13 protein-coding genes are annotated in these 15,986 nt (G+C 59.9%); 3 read left to right on the forward strand and 10 right to left on the reverse strand.

Going from position 1 to position 15,986, the window contains the following annotated elements; genetic code table 11:
• Window positions 1–492, reverse strand: a 492-nt coding sequence (locus tag B3797_RS14260) for an FTR1 family iron permease (RefSeq protein WP_311791423.1), incomplete at its 3' end; no start/stop codon positions are given.
• Window positions 493–671: 179 nt separating this feature from the next.
• Window positions 672–2,156 (reverse strand): sodium/proline symporter PutP, encoded by a 1,485-nt coding sequence (gene putP, locus B3797_RS14265; protein ID WP_311781718.1) that lies wholly within the window; start codon window positions 2,154–2,156, stop codon window positions 672–674.
• 450 nt (window positions 2,157–2,606) lie between these two features.
• On the opposite strand from putP, the gene putA reads away from it, so the two are divergent.
• Window positions 2,607–6,557: a trifunctional transcriptional regulator/proline dehydrogenase/L-glutamate gamma-semialdehyde dehydrogenase gene (putA, locus tag B3797_RS14270; RefSeq protein WP_311791424.1), complete on the forward strand. Its 3,951-nt coding sequence runs from the start codon at window positions 2,607–2,609 to the stop codon at window positions 6,555–6,557.
• 125 nt (window positions 6,558–6,682) lie between these two features.
• On the opposite strand, the gene B3797_RS14275 is transcribed toward putA, so the two are convergent.
• The 8 genes from B3797_RS14275 to hinT form a co-directional block, all read right to left on the reverse strand.
• A complete protein-coding gene (locus B3797_RS14275; protein WP_033750889.1) occupies window positions 6,683–7,225 on the reverse strand; it encodes a glycine zipper 2TM domain-containing protein in 543 nt (180 codons plus the stop codon).
• A 293-nt stretch (window positions 7,226–7,518) separates the two neighbouring features.
• Entirely contained in the window at window positions 7,519–8,823 is a 1,305-nt protein-coding gene (locus tag B3797_RS14280) for an NAD(P)/FAD-dependent oxidoreductase (protein WP_311791425.1), read from the reverse strand.
• Window positions 8,824–9,033: 210 nt separating this feature from the next.
• Complete coding sequence (gene ycfP / locus B3797_RS14285) at window positions 9,034–9,576, reverse strand: alpha/beta hydrolase YcfP (protein ID WP_311791426.1); 543 nt, start codon at window positions 9,574–9,576, stop codon at window positions 9,034–9,036.
• Window positions 9,577–9,612: 36 nt separating this feature from the next.
• Window positions 9,613–10,656 carry a beta-N-acetylhexosaminidase gene (gene nagZ, locus B3797_RS14290; protein ID WP_311781722.1) on the reverse strand — a complete coding sequence of 348 codons (1,044 nt, stop codon included), beginning with the start codon at window positions 10,654–10,656 and terminating at the stop codon, window positions 9,613–9,615.
• Between the two features lie 35 nt (window positions 10,657–10,691).
• Window positions 10,692–11,507, reverse strand: a complete 816-nt coding sequence (thiK, locus tag B3797_RS14295; RefSeq protein WP_414693090.1) for a thiamine kinase — start codon at window positions 11,505–11,507, stop codon at window positions 10,692–10,694.
• Window positions 11,491–12,099 carry a penicillin-binding protein activator LpoB gene (lpoB, locus tag B3797_RS14300; RefSeq protein ID WP_311781723.1) on the reverse strand — a complete coding sequence of 203 codons (609 nt, stop codon included), beginning with the start codon at window positions 12,097–12,099 and terminating at the stop codon, window positions 11,491–11,493. The genes thiK and lpoB overlap by 17 nt, the downstream gene beginning before the upstream one ends.
• A 10-nt stretch (window positions 12,100–12,109) precedes the next feature.
• Window positions 12,110–12,478, reverse strand: coding sequence for a YcfL family protein (locus B3797_RS14305; protein ID WP_120452063.1), 369 nt, complete (start codon window positions 12,476–12,478; stop codon window positions 12,110–12,112).
• Window positions 12,479–12,499: 21 nt separating this feature from the next.
• Window positions 12,500–12,850: a purine nucleoside phosphoramidase gene (gene hinT / locus B3797_RS14310; RefSeq protein ID WP_120452061.1), complete on the reverse strand. Its 351-nt coding sequence runs from the start codon at window positions 12,848–12,850 to the stop codon at window positions 12,500–12,502.
• A gap of 353 nt (window positions 12,851–13,203) precedes the next feature.
• Here hinT and B3797_RS14315 point away from each other — a divergent pair, with 353 nt between their 5' ends.
• Together B3797_RS14315 and B3797_RS14320 are read left to right on the forward strand one after the other, a co-directional pair.
• Entirely contained in the window at window positions 13,204–14,796 is a 1,593-nt protein-coding gene (locus tag B3797_RS14315; protein ID WP_311781725.1) for an MFS transporter, read from the forward strand.
• Window positions 14,797–14,805: 9 nt separating this feature from the next.
• Window positions 14,806–15,945, forward strand: a complete 1,140-nt coding sequence (locus tag B3797_RS14320; protein ID WP_311791427.1) for a glycoside hydrolase family 88/105 protein — start codon at window positions 14,806–14,808, stop codon at window positions 15,943–15,945.
• Window positions 15,946–15,986: the final 41 nt, after the last annotated feature.

Genomic DNA, 15,986 nt, shown 5'->3' on the forward strand with positions numbered 1-15,986 from the left:
CAGCACCACCGCCGTCGCCAGCCCCAGCACCGCGCCCGCAGGCGGCGCATAGCCGACATCCTGCGTAAAGGCCGCCAGCAGGAAGAACACCGACTCCAGCCCTTCACGCGCGACAGCGAGAAACACCATCAGCACCAGCGCCAGCCCGCCGCGGCCGCTCTGGTTCAGCGCCTGGTCAACCGCCTGTTCAAGCTGTACGCGCATATTGCGCGCCACCTTGCGCATCCAGAACACCATTGAGGTCAGGATCGCCACGGCGACCACGGCCACAATCCCCTCGAACAGCTCCTGCTGTTTCTGCGGAAACTCGCCGGTGGTCTCGTTGATGACAATGCCGAGTACCAGGCAGAGCGCCGCGGCAATAAATACCCCAGCCCACAGCGCCGGGAACCAGCGGGTGCGGCCAGTACGCTTCAGATAGCTGGCGATCAGGCTGACGATCAGCGCCGCTTCCAGCCCTTCGCGCAGCATGATAAGAAAAGGAACAAACATCGCCGACCTCTTGAATGTTATATAGCGTCAACCGCAGGTAAAGTTGGGTAAAATGCGAACGATACCGATTATCATTATCGCAAGAAAAAAAACAAGTAATGGCCCGAAATTATTTCGCTGACCGCAGGCAAAAAAAAGCCCGCTCTCTTAAAAGAGAGCGGGCTTTATAGGGGAGTGCGTTACTTAGCGAGGTACTCCGCCTCTGCTGCTGCGAAGCGCTGCTGCGCGGCGGCAGAAGGCGCGCGGCCCAGCAGGCTGAAGACCACAATCGCAATGCTTGAGAAAGCAAAGCCCGGAATGATCTCGTAGAGATCCAGCCAGCCATACTGTTTCCAGATCAGTACCGTCGCCGCGCCGATAATCATGCCCGCCAGCGCGCCGTTGCGCGTCATACGTTTCCAGCAGACGCCGAACAGCACCACCGGACCAAAGGCTGCGCCGAAGCCAGCCCAGGCGTAGCTCACCAGCCCCAGCACGCGGTTATCCGGGTTAGAGGCGAGCGCAATGGCGATCAATGCCACCAGCAGCACCATCGCGCGACCAAACCATACCAGCTCTTTCTGGCTGGCATTTTTGCGCAGGAAGCCTTTGTAGAGATCTTCAGTCAGGGCGCTGGAGCAGACCAGCAGCTGACAGCTCAGCGTCGACATAACCGCCGCAAGGATTGCTGAAAGCAGAATACCGGCGATCCACGGGTTGAACAGAATGCGCGCCAGCTCGATAAATACGCGCTCGCCGTTGCCGCTGACGTTTGCCGCCTGCTCCGGGTGATTCTGGAAGTAGGCGATGCCGAAGAAGCCGACCGCGACCGCGCCCGCCAGGCAGAGCACCATCCACGCCATGCCGATGCGGCGTGCCGTACGGATGGAGCGGTGCGAATCGGCCGCCATAAAGCGCGCCAGAATATGCGGCTGCCCGAAATAGCCAAGTCCCCAGCCCAGCAGTGAAATCACTGCGACGAAGTTCAGCCCTTTCAGCATATTGATGTTTTCAATGCTTTTCGCTTCTATCACCGCCAGCGAACTGTCCAGCCCGCCCACGGCGACAATCACGATAATCGGCGTCAGGATCAGGGCAAAAATCATCAGGCTCGCCTGTACGGTATCGGTCCAGCTTACCGCGAGGAAGCCGCCGATCAGCGTATAGAGAATGGTTGCCGCCGCACCGGCCCACAGTGCGGTTTCATAGCTCATGCCGAAGGTGCTTTCAAACAGGCGCGCGCCCGCTACCACGCCCGACGCGCAGTAGATAGTGAAGAAAATCAGGATCACCAGCGCCGAGATGACGCGCAGGATTTTGCTGTTGTCTTCAAAGCGGCTGGTAAAGAAATCGGGCAGCGTCAGGGCGTTGTCATGATGCTCAGTCTGCACGCGCAGACGGCCCGCCACAATTTTCCAGTTAAGCCAGGCGCCGATGGTCAGGCCGATGGCGATCCAGCTTTCCGAAATGCCGGAGAGGAAAATCGCGCCCGGCAGACCCATCAGCAGCCAGCCGCTCATATCCGACGCTCCTGCCGAAAGCGCGGTGACGAAACTGCCCAGGCTGCGGCCGCCCAGAATATAATCGTCAAAGTTTTTAGTGGAACGGTAGGCCGCAAATCCTATCAGCACCATTCCAAGGATATAGATCACAAACGTCACCAGCATCGGTGTGCTTACACTCATTCTTCTCTCCACTTTATAGTTGATTTCCCGAGAGAAACCGCAGGCTGTAGCCTCGTCGGAACGGGGCGAGGCTACAGGTTTTGTCCAGATTCAGGCGCCTGACGTTTCCTGAGGCGCGGTATCCTGCCGGAAAGGCGCGGCGCGCACAATGGATTTAACACAGGCGTTACAGCGATTTCACCTGTTACTGGCTAAATTTTGTCAACAGGTTGCACTCGCTCACAGTTCAGAAGTTGCACCAGCGTAAACCCCTGGTAATGCAGTAAGTTAGCGCCGCACAATTCTGGCGAGATTTTTGCAGCAAGTTCCGTGCCGCCTTTTAAAGCATTAACAAATTAATCATTAAAAAGGCTGTTACGCAGGTCACACTTAACACGGTTGCACAAAGTTGCAACATCAGTGATAGTGCTGCCCACGCAGTGAGAGATACAGATACAGGAGCAGAAGGTCATGGGCACGACAACAATGGGGGTGAAGCTGGATGAGGCCACCCGCGAACGCATTAAACTGGCGGCGCAGAAGGTTGACCGCACGCCGCACTGGCTGATTAAACAGGCGATCTTTAACTACCTCGGCCAGCTGGAGAGCGGCGTCGCGCTGCCGGAAATTCCCCTGACGGCGGGCTCGCTGGCAGAGCCGGAAGAGAGCACGCCGGAAGAGACACACCAGCCGTTCCTCGACTTCGCCGAGCATATTCTGCCGCAGTCGGTGACGCGCGCCGCCATTACCGCCGCCTGGCGTCGACCAGAGACCGACGCGGTGCCGATGCTGCTGGAGCAGGCACGTCTGCCCGCGGCGCTGGCGGAGAAAACCCATCAGCTTGCTTACAGCCTCGCGGACAAGCTTCGGCACCAAAAAGGTGCAACCGGACGCGCCGGAATGGTGCAAAGCCTGCTGCAGGAGTTCTCGCTATCCTCTCAGGAGGGCGTGGCGCTGATGTGCCTGGCGGAGGCGCTACTGCGCATTCCCGACAAGCCGACGCGCGACGCGCTGATCCGCGACAAGATCAGCAACGGCAACTGGCAGTCGCATCTGGGCCGCAGCCCTTCCCTGTTCGTGAACGCCGCTACCTGGGGCCTGCTGTTTACCGGCCGTCTGGTCTCTACCCACAACGAAGCCAACCTGTCGCGCTCGCTGAACCGCATTATCGGCAAGAGCGGCGAGCCGCTGGTGCGCAAAGGCGTGGATATGGCGATGCGTCTGATGGGCGAGCAGTTCGTTACCGGCGAGACCATCGCCGAGGCGCTGGCGAACGCGCGTAAGCTGGAAGAGAAAGGCTTCCGCTACTCCTACGATATGCTGGGCGAAGCGGCGCTGACCGCCAGCGACGCTAAAGCTTATCTGGTCTCCTACCAGCAGGCGATCCACGCCATTGGCAAAGCCTCCAACGGGCGCGGCATTTATGAAGGGCCGGGCATCTCCATCAAGCTCTCCGCCCTGCACCCGCGCTACAGCCGCGCCCAGTACGATCGCGTCATGGAGGAGCTCTACCCTATCCTGAAATCTCTGACGCTGCTGGCACGCTCTTACGACATCGGCATCAATATCGACGCCGAAGAGGCGGACCGTCTGGAGCTGTCGCTCGATCTGCTGGAGAAGCTCTGCTTCGAGCCGGAGCTGGAAGGCTGGAACGGCATCGGCTTTGTCATTCAGGCCTATATGAAGCGTTGCCCGTTCGTGATCGACTCGCTGATCGATCTGGCGCAGCGCAGCCGCCGCCGCCTGATGATCCGTCTGGTGAAAGGTGCTTACTGGGACAGCGAAATCAAACGCGCCCAGGTAGAAGGCCTCGAAGGCTATCCGGTCTATACCCGCAAGGTCTACACCGACATCTCCTACCTGGCCTGCGCGCGCAAGCTGCTGGCGGTGCCGAATCTGATCTACCCGCAGTTCGCTACTCACAATGCGCATACGCTGGCGGCGATCTATCAGCTGGCGGGCAATAACTACTATCCTGGCCAGTATGAGTTCCAGTGCCTGCACGGCATGGGCGAACCGCTCTATGAGCAGGTGGTCGGCAAAGTGGCGGACGGCAAGCTGAATCGCCCGTGTCGCATCTATGCGCCGGTCGGCACCCATGAAACCCTGCTCGCCTACCTGGTGCGCCGCCTGCTGGAAAACGGCGCCAATACCTCCTTTGTTAACCGTATCGCCGATACCTCCCTGCCGATTGACGAACTGGTGGCTGATCCGGTTGCGGCAGTTGAAAAGCTGGGCGCGAGCGAAGGCGCAATTGGTCTGCCCCACCCGAAAATTCCGTTGCCGCGCGATCTTTACGGCGCGGGACGCAGCAACTCGGCGGGCATTGATATGGCTAACGAACATCGTCTGGCATCGCTCTCCAGCGCCCTGCTAAGCAGCGCCGCACAGCCCTGGCTGGCGCAGCCGATCATTGACGGCGAACTGGGCGAAGGCGAGACCCGCGCGGTGATCAACCCGGCCGCGCCGGGCGATATCGTCGGTCAGGTGCGCGAAGCCAGCGAAGCGGAAGTGTCGCTGGCGCTGGACGCCGCGGTGAACGCCGGGCCGATCTGGTTCGCGACGCCGCCGGACGAGCGCGCGGCGATCCTCGATCGCGCCGCGCAGCATATGGAAGACGGGATGCAGCAGCTGATCGGCATTCTGGTGCGCGAAGCGGGCAAAACCTATAACAACGCTATCGCCGAAGTGCGCGAGGCGGTGGATTTCCTGCGCTACTACGCCGGTATGGTGCGTGACGATTTCGATAATGAAACGCATCGCCCGCTCGGCCCGGTGGTCTGTATCAGCCCGTGGAACTTCCCGCTGGCGATCTTTACCGGCCAGATTGCGGCCGCGCTGGCGGCAGGCAACAGCGTGCTGGCTAAGCCTGCGGAGCAGACGCCGCTGATTGCCGCGCAGGCGGTGCAGATCCTGCTGGACGCGGGCGTGCCTGCGGGCGTGCTGCAACTGCTGCCGGGCAACGGCGAAACCGTCGGCGCGCAGCTGACGCGTGACCCGCGCGTGCGCGGCGTCATGTTTACCGGTTCTACCGCCGTGGCGACGCTGCTGCAGCGCAACCTGGCTGGCCGCCTCGATCCGCAGGGCCGTCCGACGCCGCTTATCGCCGAAACCGGCGGTCTGAATGCGATGATCGTTGACTCCTCTGCTCTGACCGAGCAGGTGGTGGTCGATATTCTCGCCTCGGCGTTTGACAGCGCCGGACAGCGCTGCTCGGCGCTGCGTCTGCTCTGTATTCAGGAAGACGTGGCGGACCACACGCTGAAGATGCTGCGCGGCGCGATGGCTGAGTGCCGCATGGGCAACCCGGAGCGCCTCTCTACCGATATCGGTCCGGTAATCGACGCCGAGGCGAAAGCGGGTATCGAGCGTCATATCCAGGAGATGCGCAATAAGGGCAATACCGTCTACCAGGCGGTACAGGATAATCCGCAGGATCGCGCGGAGTGGCAAAGCGGCACCTTTATCAAGCCGACGCTGATTGAGATTAACCAGGTCAGCGATCTCGACAAAGAGATTTTCGGACCGGTGCTGCACGTGGTGCGCTTTGCGCGCAACGCCCTGCCGCAGCTGATCGAACAGATCAACGCTGGCGGCTACGGCCTGACGCTGGGCGTTCATACCCGCATCGATGAAACCATCGCGCAGGTAACCGCAAACGCCAAAGTCGGCAACCTCTACGTTAACCGCAATATGGTGGGCGCGGTCGTCGGCGTGCAACCGTTCGGCGGCGAAGGGCTTTCCGGCACCGGCCCGAAAGCGGGCGGGCCGCTCTATCTCTATCGCCTGCTGGCCAGCCGTCCGGAGGAGGCGCTGAGCGCCACCTTTAACCGTCAGGATGCCGAGCGTCCGGCGGATGGCACGCTGCGCGAGGCGCTGCTGGTGCCGCACAAGGCGCTGAGCGCCTGGGCGCAGCAGGACAAGCCTGAACTGGCCGCGCTCTGTCAGCGCTACGCCACTCTGGCGCAGGCGGGCACCGTACGGCTGCTGACCGGCCCGACCGGCGAGCGCAACACCTTCTCGCTGCTGCCGCGTGAACTCGTGCTCTGCCTCGCCGATAACGAGCAGGATGCGCTGGTGCAGCTGGCGGCGGTGACCAGCGTCGGCAGTCAGGCCCTGTGGCCGGACGATGAGCTGCACCGCAAGCTGCGCCATGAGCTGCCGCAGGCGGTGCAGGCGCGCATCACCCTGGCGAAAGACCCCTTTGCCTGCCACTTTGACGCGGTGATCTACCACGGCGACGCCGATCAGCTGCGCACGCTGTGCGAGCAGATTGCGGCGCGCGACGGCGCGATTGTGTCGGTGCAGGGCTTCGCCCGCGGCGAAACCCATCTGCTGCTGGAGCGCCTGTTGATTGAGCGTTCGCTGAGCGTTAATACCGCCGCGGCGGGCGGCAACGCCAGCCTGATGACCATCGGTTGAGACGAGGGCGGTTCGCCGCCCCTCTTTTCTGAAGGCTCGCCCGGCTGGGACGCCACTATGAAAAAAGGCACATCTTACGATGTGCCTTTTTATTATGTGTGTGCTGTGTGGGAGTCTTTGCCCCGTTAAGCCTGATTGCTGTTCAGGATCAGCTGGCCGTTACGGTCCAGCGGGATGCGGGTGCCAGGGTCGTTTTCCATACGGATTTTGCCCTGCTGGTCGCCTATTTTATAGGTCACGTCATAACCCAGCATCTTTTCTTGTTTATCGTAAACCGTTTTGCAACGCTGCTCTGAGGTGGTGTAGGTGTCGCGATCCTGCAAGCCGCCCTGCACCTGATTGCCGGCATAGCCGCCTGCCAGTGCGCCTGCGACTGTTGCGACATCGCGTCCACGTCCGCCGCCGAACTGATGGCCCAGCACGCCGCCCGCTACCGCGCCCAGCACTGAACCGGCGATGCGGTTCTCATCCTGCACTGCGCGACGATGAGTCAGCGTAACGTTGCGGCACTCCTGACGCGGCTGCTTGATGCTCTCTTTGATCGGCGTCGCTGAAAGCACCTGCGCATACTGCGGACCACGATCGAATACGTCCATGCTGGCAACGGCGGCCACGCCCAGAGCAGCTGCCACACCGATACCGATACCCGCTAACATTGATTTATTCACAGGATTATCCTCCTGAAGTTGTTACCGTGCATGCGTGCCGCGACGATGTCCCCTGTCGCTGTGGCACAGAACGGCGTGCACGACCCGCCGTATCGTTGCAGGAAGTTTTGCAGATGGCCCGAAATTGCAACATCAGATTAATGGAGGAAAACGCACCGGAGCCGGATCAGGGCCAGCTTTTCGGAGAGTTCTGAGGTGGGTTAACACCAAAACTTAAATTAATTTGTGTTATGGGTCAGAAGGTTAATCAGCAGCAGAGGCGGGAAAAGGCGGCTTGCGCCGCCTCGTAATCATTAGTGCAGCTTGAGACGCGGGCGAATAACGCGGTTCAGGCTGCCTACCAGCATCATCAGGCCAGTCTTGAAGTAGCCGTGGAGCGCAATCTGATGCATACGATATAAGGAAATGTAGACGAAGCGCGCGATGCGGCCCTCTACCATCATCGAGCCGCGCATCAGGTTGCCCATCAGGCTGCCTACGGTACTGAAGCGCGACAGCGAGACCAGCGAGCCGTGATCTTTATAGACATAGGCTTTCAGCGGTTTGCCGCTGCGCTGGGCGAGGATATTCTCCATCGCGCGCGACGCCATCTGGTGCGCCGACTGGGCGCGCGGCGGCACGAAGCCGCCTGACGGCAGCGCGCAGGAGGCGCAGTCGCCGATGGCATAGATATCGTCGTCCAGCGTGGTTTGCAGCGTCTCTTTCACCACCAGCTGGTTGATGCGGTTGGTTTCCAGGCCGCCGATCCCTTTCAGGAAGTCCGGCGCTTTGATGCCTGCCGCCCACACCATCAGATCCGCCTCGATAAATTCGCCGCCTTTGGTGTGCAGGCCGTTTTTATCTGCGCTGGTTACCATGGTTTGCGTCAGCACGCGCACGCCCAGCTTAGTGAGCTCACTGTGCGCCGCGGCGGAGATGCGCGGCGGCAGCGCAGGCAAAATACGCTCGCCCGCTTCCACCAGCGTGACGTTCAGCGCCTCGCTGCTCAGTCCTTTATAGCCATAGCTGTGCAGCTGTTTAACCGCGTTATGCAGCTCGGCTGAAAGCTCAACGCCGGTCGCCCCGCCGCCAACGATGGCGATATTGACCTTCTCCAGTCGGCCTTCGCTGGCGGAGAATTTCAGGAACTGGTTCAGCATCTCATTGTGGAAACGCTGCGCCTGATGCGGGTTGTCGAGGAAAATACAGTGCTCTTTTACGCCTGGCGTGCCGAAGTCATTCGAGGTGCTGCCCAGCGCCATCACCAGGGTGTCGTAGGCAAGCTCGCGCTGCGGCACCAGCACTTCACCGTTATCGTCGCGCATCTCTGCCAGCTCAATGGTTTTACGCTCGCGGTTGATATTGGTCAGCGAGCCGAGCTGGAACTGAAAACCGTGATTGCGCGCGTGCGCCAGATAGCTCAGCGCGTCAATGCCCTCGTCCATCGATCCGGTGGCCACTTCATGCAGCAGCGGCTTCCACAGGTGGCTGTGGTTGCGATCCACCAGAATAATCTCGGCTTTTTTCTTGCGGCCCAGCTTATGACCGAGCTGCGTAGCCATCTCCAGTCCGCCCGCGCCGCCGCCGACAATAACGATTTTTTTCATGGATGTAGTCAACAAGACCCCCTCAAGATGTGAACCAATAGTTAATCAATGGTTAAATTAAACCTTAATAAACATAGGGTTGGCGAAGTTAAAATCGCTGCTAAGGGCAGAATAGCATGTGCAGGGAAGATGGTCATACCAAAATTGATCCACATCAATTACGTAGTGGATCGGCCGGAATATGACGCGAAGCAGCCGGGCGCCTGTCTGACGCCCGCTGATTTAACTTAATGTTTTGAAAGCATTAATTCTCTGGAGGTGCGGCGAGATATTCCTGAACTTATGGCTTTCAGTCTCATCCCAGATAATTTCATAGAAGGGATGCAGCGTTTCCGCGCTGCGCTGGCTGTCGAGCGCCTCATCGCGGCGCGACAAGAAGACCAGGCAACGATCGCGGTTTTTCTCGCGAAAATCGCTGACGCACTTGGTGGCGATATCCAGATACTCTTCCGGGCGATCGATTTTCCCCTCCATATTTTCAAAGGGAAAAAGATTGGGGTTGAAAATCGCCTGGCGAATGCCGCAGAGAAAACCGATACGCTCTGCCCAGTAGCCGCCCAGTCCAACGCCGCAGATCAGCGGCTGACTGCCGCCACTGTGCGTCAGCATTTTGTCGGTCTCTTTCAGCAGGAACTGCATATCGTGTCTGGGATGGCGGGTGCTGTAGCCGATCAGCCTGACGTCAGGATCGATAAACTGCAGCTGCAGCACCTTTTCATGGTTGCCCGGACTACTGGAATCGAAACCGTGCAGATAAATAATCATGACACTCCTCAGCGTTGTGCGCGCCGGGAGGATGACTTACTTCCCTGACGCTTTGTGTTCCAGCCAGCGCGCCTGCAGATTGCTCAGCTGCTGCGCGTTCTGCTTCCAGCGCGTGCTCTGCTGCAGGCTCTGGCGGGTAAGGGTTCCCCGATGGTACAGCCGCGGCACGCGTTCAGCGCCGATCGCGATCAAATTATCCAGCACGCTGATGGCGCCTTCTCGATGGTTGCAGACCAGAATCATGTCGCATCCGGCCGACAGCGACTGCTGCGCGCGTTCCGCGTAGCTGCCCATAATCGCCGCGCCCTCCATTGAGAGATCGTCTGAAAAGATCACGCCGTCGAAGCCCAGCTGCTCACGCAGCACCGTTTTCAGCCAGTAAGGGGAACCGCTGGCGGGCAACGGATCTACCTCAGTATAGATAACGTGCGCCGGCATGACGGCATCCAGCGCGCCTTCGTCGAACAGCGCCTGGAAGATCGCCATGTCGTGACGGCGCAGGGTCTCCAGATCGCGCGGATCGCGTGGGGTTTCTTTATGCGAATCGGCGCTGACCGCGCCGTGTCCGGGAAAGTGCTTGCCGGTGGTTTTCATGCCCGCTTCATGCATGCCGGCAATAAAGCGGCGCGCCATCGCCAGCGCAATCTGCGGATCCTCATGGAAAGATCGATCGCCAATCGCCGCGCTGATATGGCCCAGATCCAGCACTGGCGCGAAACTGATATCGATATCCATAGCGATCATCTCTGCCGCCATCTGCCAGCCCGCCTGCTGCGCCAGCTCGCCGCCGGTTTCCGCATCGTGCAGCGCCGCGAAAGACTGCATCGCGGGTAAGGTGGTGAAGCCGTCGCGGAAGCGCTGCACGCGCCCCCCTTCCTGATCGACCGCCACCACCAGCCGCGTGCGCGACGCGCTGCGGATCTGGCGCACCAGTTCGGCCAGCTGCGCCGGATCGTGGTAGTTGCGCGCAAAAAGGATCACGCCGCCCACCGTGGGGTGCTTCAGGATCTCCCGCTCTTCGGCGTCCAGTTCAAAGCCTGCGACATCCAGCATCAGCGGCCCGGGAAGTTGTGTTGTCATAATCTGTTCCTGGCGCGGCGCCATCGCCGCGCGAATTAAATGTGTTGCCAGCTCTGCTGTGCCAGCTGTTGCAGCGCCGCATCCCCGCTCTGCTCAGCGCGCAGCTGATACCAGCTCGCCATCAGCAGCCGCAACCAGGGCTGCCAGCGGGCAACCTGACGCGCAAGCGCCGCAGGTGCCAGGTGGGCCGCCTGTGCATACGCCTCCAGCCAGCGGCTCGCCTGCTCAGGATCGGCAGCGCACAGCGCGGCCAGCTCAAGCGCCACGTCGCCGTCTGCGGCGTATTCCCAGTCGATCAGATGCAGCCCTTTCTCATCCGCAATCAGGTTTCCGGCGTGGACATCCATATGCAGCGGCGTCAGGCGCAGCGGTCGCGGCTCGCCGGCGCGTTCTAGCTGGCGCAGCGCGCGCTGCCAGCGGACGTGCCGCTGCCGGCACAGCTGCCAGTAGCGTTGCAGCAGCGGCAGCAGCCGCAGGGCATAGCCGGTTAACGGCTGACGATGCAGCCGCAGCAGCAGGGAGATGACCTCTTCGCGCCGCTGCTGAAACGTCTGCGTCGACAAGGGTTCGCCCGCTTGCCACGGCAGCAGCAGAAGCTGCGCGTCACCTATTAAGGGACGCGGCGTCAGGCCGCTGGGATGCAGTTTGCGCAGCAGGCGTGCTTCGCGCTGGCGTTCAACAAAAGGTATCGGCGGCTGCGGCGCAGGACGCACAATAAAGGCGCCCTGCCCGTTTTCCAGTTTGCTGCTCTGTCCGGTGAGCCCCTGCAGCGGCGTTAGCCTGCCCGCCGCAAAGCCCGGCAGCCGTTTTTCTATCCGCGCAAGCAGCAAGGGATCAATTCTGGGCGACACCTTTGCCTGACCAGACGATCTCGCCGGTCTGCACCAGCATCAGCTGCATCTGCAGCGTCGGGGTTTTTACGTCGCCCTGTGCCGTACTGTAAAGCACATACTGCGCGTTCAGCGTGCGGGCCAGCCCAATCGCCTTGCTGCGCGAGTTAAGGCTGTCGTCTGGCGACAGTCCCAGCGTCTGCTTGGCCTGCGCCAGCTGATCGCTGGTGACCAGCGTAAACTTGCCGTTGTTGGCCAGCGCGTTTTGAATCGCGTCGGTGGCTTTTTCGCTCTGCAGCGCGCCGTTGGTGCTGTTTTTAATGCGGTCGACCATCAGTACGCTGCCCGGCGCGGCGCTGCTGGACGAACGCAGCATCTGCGCCACCAGCGGCTGCACGCTGGCGTCCCAGTTGATGGTTTTCAGCTTCGGCGGCTGCGGCACCGGCTGCGTCGGCGGCTCCGGTACTGGCTGCGGCTGCGGTACCGGCTGCGGCTGCGTGGGTTCGGCAGGTTGCGTCGGTTCTACGGGCGCAGGCTGCTGCTGTTTAATCACGCAGCCGGAAAGAATGAGCGCCATCAGTAGCGCTCCGGAACGAGGGAGTCGGCGAATCACGTAGCAGTCCTCAGAGATAAAGGTAGAGACGAACCTTGCTGGCCGTCAGGTTGCCCATTTGGGAAGCGGCGACAATGCTGCCGTGCGCCGGAACGATGACTCTCTGCGCCGGTTCGCGCGGCGTTATTTCCAGCCCTTTGTCGTCATACCAGTAATAACGATAGTGGATTACCACCGGCGTCTCACGCTGGTTATAGAGCACGCTGCGCGCGCGCTGCTGTCCATCTTCTTCGTCTACCACCGGCTCGTCGGTAATGATGCCGGCGGAGAGCACAGAAGACTCCATCACCAGCGACTGCGATGTGTCGATCATCGGTTTATCGCTACTGCAGCCTGCCAGAGTCAGCAGGAGCGGCAGGCCTGTCAGCCATTGACGCATAAGTCGCTTCCGTAGAGAAAATCAGTCGGCCAGCATTGGACCCAGCGGACGACCGCCGAGCAAATGCATATGAATGTGATAAACCTCTTGGCCGCCGTGACGATTGCAGTTAACGATCAGGCGATAGCCGTCCTGATCGATGCCCTCGGCGCGCGCGATTTTCGCCGCAGCGGTAAACAGACGACCCAGCGCCTGCTCGTGAGCGGGCAGCGCGTCGTTAGCGGTGGGAATTAACACGTTAGGAACGATCAAAATATGGGTCGGCGCCTTGGGAGAGATGTCGCGGAACGCAGTGACCAGCTCATCCTGATACACCACGTCGGCGGGGATTTCGCGACGGATGATTTTACTGAAAATAGTTTCTTCAGCCATGGTGCAATTCCTTAAGCCTGATTGACAGTCAATCAGTATGCGTGAGGAATTTGTTTTCTTTCAAGCTCAGGACCACTTTTCCCCGATTAACTGCCTGCCTTTACACCGTTTTTACAACTTCTTTTTCCTGTGCGCCGCTTCGCAAATTACCGCTTCGCCTGGTGTTAAAATGAAACGCTGTTTCATAAATTAGAAATACGCCGCCCTTTTCTTTGCGTCATTGCCAGCCAGGAGACAGCCCTGACCAAATTGCGAAGGTTTGGCCCGCGCTGGGGCTCTACTTTCTATTCATTCCGAGTGTGTCGTCCGGATAACAAAGGATGTAGTGACTATGGCTATAAAGGAGCATCCGTATGCGAACGCGTAAAATTGGTTTTGGCCACTATCTGGCTTACGGCTCCGGGGACTTTCTCGGCGCAGGCACCACGGCGCTTACCGCCGCCTGGCTGCTCTATTTTTATACCACCTTCTGCGGCCTGACACCCATCGAGGCGACGTTTATCTTCGCCGCCGCGCGCGTGCTGGACGCGGTGGTCAGCCCGCTGATGGGCTTTCTGACCGACAACTTCGGCTCAACCTGGCTGGGCAAGCGCTTCGGCCGCCGCAAGTTTTTTATTCTGCTCGGCATTCCCTGCGTCTTCAGCTACAGCCTGATGTGGATCGGCGATATGAGTTTCTGGTGGTATCTCGTCACCTATCTGCTGTTCGATATCGTCTACACCATGATTCTGGTGCCCTATGAGACCCTGGTGCCGGAAATGACCGACGACTTCAAACAAAAGACTCGCTTTTCCGGTGCGCGTATCGCGCTGGCGCAGCTGTCGGCGATTCTGGCGGCCTTCCTGCCGGGCATTTTGATCGGCGCGCTGGGCAAAGATAATCCGCTCTCCTTCTTTTACGCCAGCCTGGTCTTTTCGATTATCTGCGCGCTGGTGCTGACGCTGGTCTGGCTCTTTACCTGGGAGCGCGATCCGGCTGATTTCTCCGAAGAGTCGCGCCGCGCTGAGGAGGAGAAACGGCAGCTGACGCTGCTGCAGAACCTGAAGCGTCTTTATGTCGAGCTTGCCTCCACGCTGCGCATTCGCATTTTCCGTCAGCATCTTGGCATGTATCTGGGCGGCTATATCGCGCAGGACGTTTTTAACGCCGTCTTTACCTGGTATGTGGTATTCGTGCTGATGCAGAGCGCGCAGATCGCCTCCAGCCTGATGGGCACTATGGCGGTGCTGCAGTTTATCGCCGTGATGGGCATGATCCCGCTCTGTATCCGTCTGGGCCCGGCGCCCGCCTATCGTCTGGTCGTCACGCTGTTCGCCGCCGCCGCGATCTCCTATGCCGGCCTCTGGTATGCGGGCATGAACGACAACTTTTCTCTGCTGCTGCTGATCTCCGCGCTGGCGGGCCTTGGACGCGGCGGCATCAACTATGTCCCCTGGAATATTTATACCTATATCGCAGACGTGGATGAGGTGATTACCGGCCAGCGCCGCGAAGGGATTTTCGCCGGCATTATGACGCTGACCCGCAAAGCGTCCCAGGCGGGCGCGGTAATGCTGGTCGGCATTGTGCTGCAGCTCTCCGGCTTCGTCTCGGGCCAGGCGACCCAGGCCCCGGGCGTGAGCCATACCATTCTTGGCATTCTTAGTCTCGGCACCCTGTGCGTGCTGGCGTGCGGTTTTCTGGTTTCGCTGCGTTTCAAACTTAATCTGCAAACCCACACCGTACTGCGCGAAGAGACGCTGAAGATACGCGAAGCCGACCGCGTCTTGCCGGAGCGCATTACGCCGGAAGCCCGCAGCATCGTCGAAACGCTGGCTGGCATGCCGTACGAGAACCTGTGGGGTAATAACAATATCGGCTTCCTTAACCGTCATAAACCGGCCGCACCGCCGTTAAAGCCCGCGCGCCCCCACGCGTCTCCCCTGACCACAACCCTGAAACGATAGGAATGAACCATGACTGTATTCCCCGTGAAACAGAGTGCGCTTTTGTGCCAACCAGAATTTCTGCTGCCGCGCCAGGAGCTGTTGCAACTGATTCACAAGCTGACGCAAAACCTGGTGAATATCACCGATGAGACAGGAGACTTCCTGCTGCGTCTTGACGACGGACGCGTGATAGATACCAAAGGCTGGGCAGGCTGGGAATGGACGCACGGCATCGGCCTTTACGGCATGCTGCACTATTATCAGCAAACCGGCGATAAAGAGACGCTGGGGATTATCGACGACTGGTTCGCTGCGCGCCTTGCGGAAGGCACGCCGACCAAAAACGTCAATACCGTGGCGCCTTTTCTGACGCTGGCCTGGCGCTATGAAGAGACCGGCAACCCCGCCTGGCGTCCGGTGCTGGAGCGCTGGGCGGAATGGGTAATGTATGAGATGCCGCGCACTGAACAAGGCGGCCTGCAGCATATCGTCTACAACAATGAAAACCACCAGCAGCTCTGGGACGACACGCTGATGATGAGCGTGATGGCGCTGGCGAAAATCGGCCAGCTGCTTAATCGTCAGGAGTTTATCGAAGAAGCCAGCTATCAGTTCCTGCTGCATACGCAATATCTGATGGATCGACGGACCGGACTCTGGTTTCACGGCTGGAACTTCGAGGGACGTCATAACTTCGCTAATGCGCGCTGGGCGCGCGGCAACAGCTGGATCACCATCGCGATCCCTGACTTTCTTGAGATGATGAACTGGCCGGAACAGCACGCGACGCGCCGCTTCCTGCTGCAGGTGCTGGAGAGCCAGGTGAAAGCGCTGCGCGACTGCCAGCATCCGAGCGGTCTGTGGCATACGCTGCTGGACGATCCCGACAGCTATCTCGAAGCGTCGGCGACTGCGGGCTTCGCCTACGGCATTATCAAGGCGGTGCGCAAGCGCTATCTCAGCGCTGAGTATCTGCCTACCGGGCTTAATGCGCTGCGCGGCGTTATTGCCAATATTGATGAGGAAGGCGAGCTGAAACAGGTCTCGTTCGGCACCGCAATGGGCAGCGATCTTGACTACTACCGCACCGTTCCGCTGACCTCAATGCCTTACGGACAGGCGATGGCGCTGCTATGCCTGACGGAGTACCTGCGGGTCTATCTCTGAATGCTTAGCGCAAACAAAAAAAGCCCCTTACGGGGCTTTTT

It is taken from the genome of Pantoea sp. UBA5923 (assembly GCF_002431095.1).
GTDB classification, from domain to species: domain Bacteria; phylum Pseudomonadota; class Gammaproteobacteria; order Enterobacterales; family Enterobacteriaceae; genus Pantoea; species Pantoea piersonii.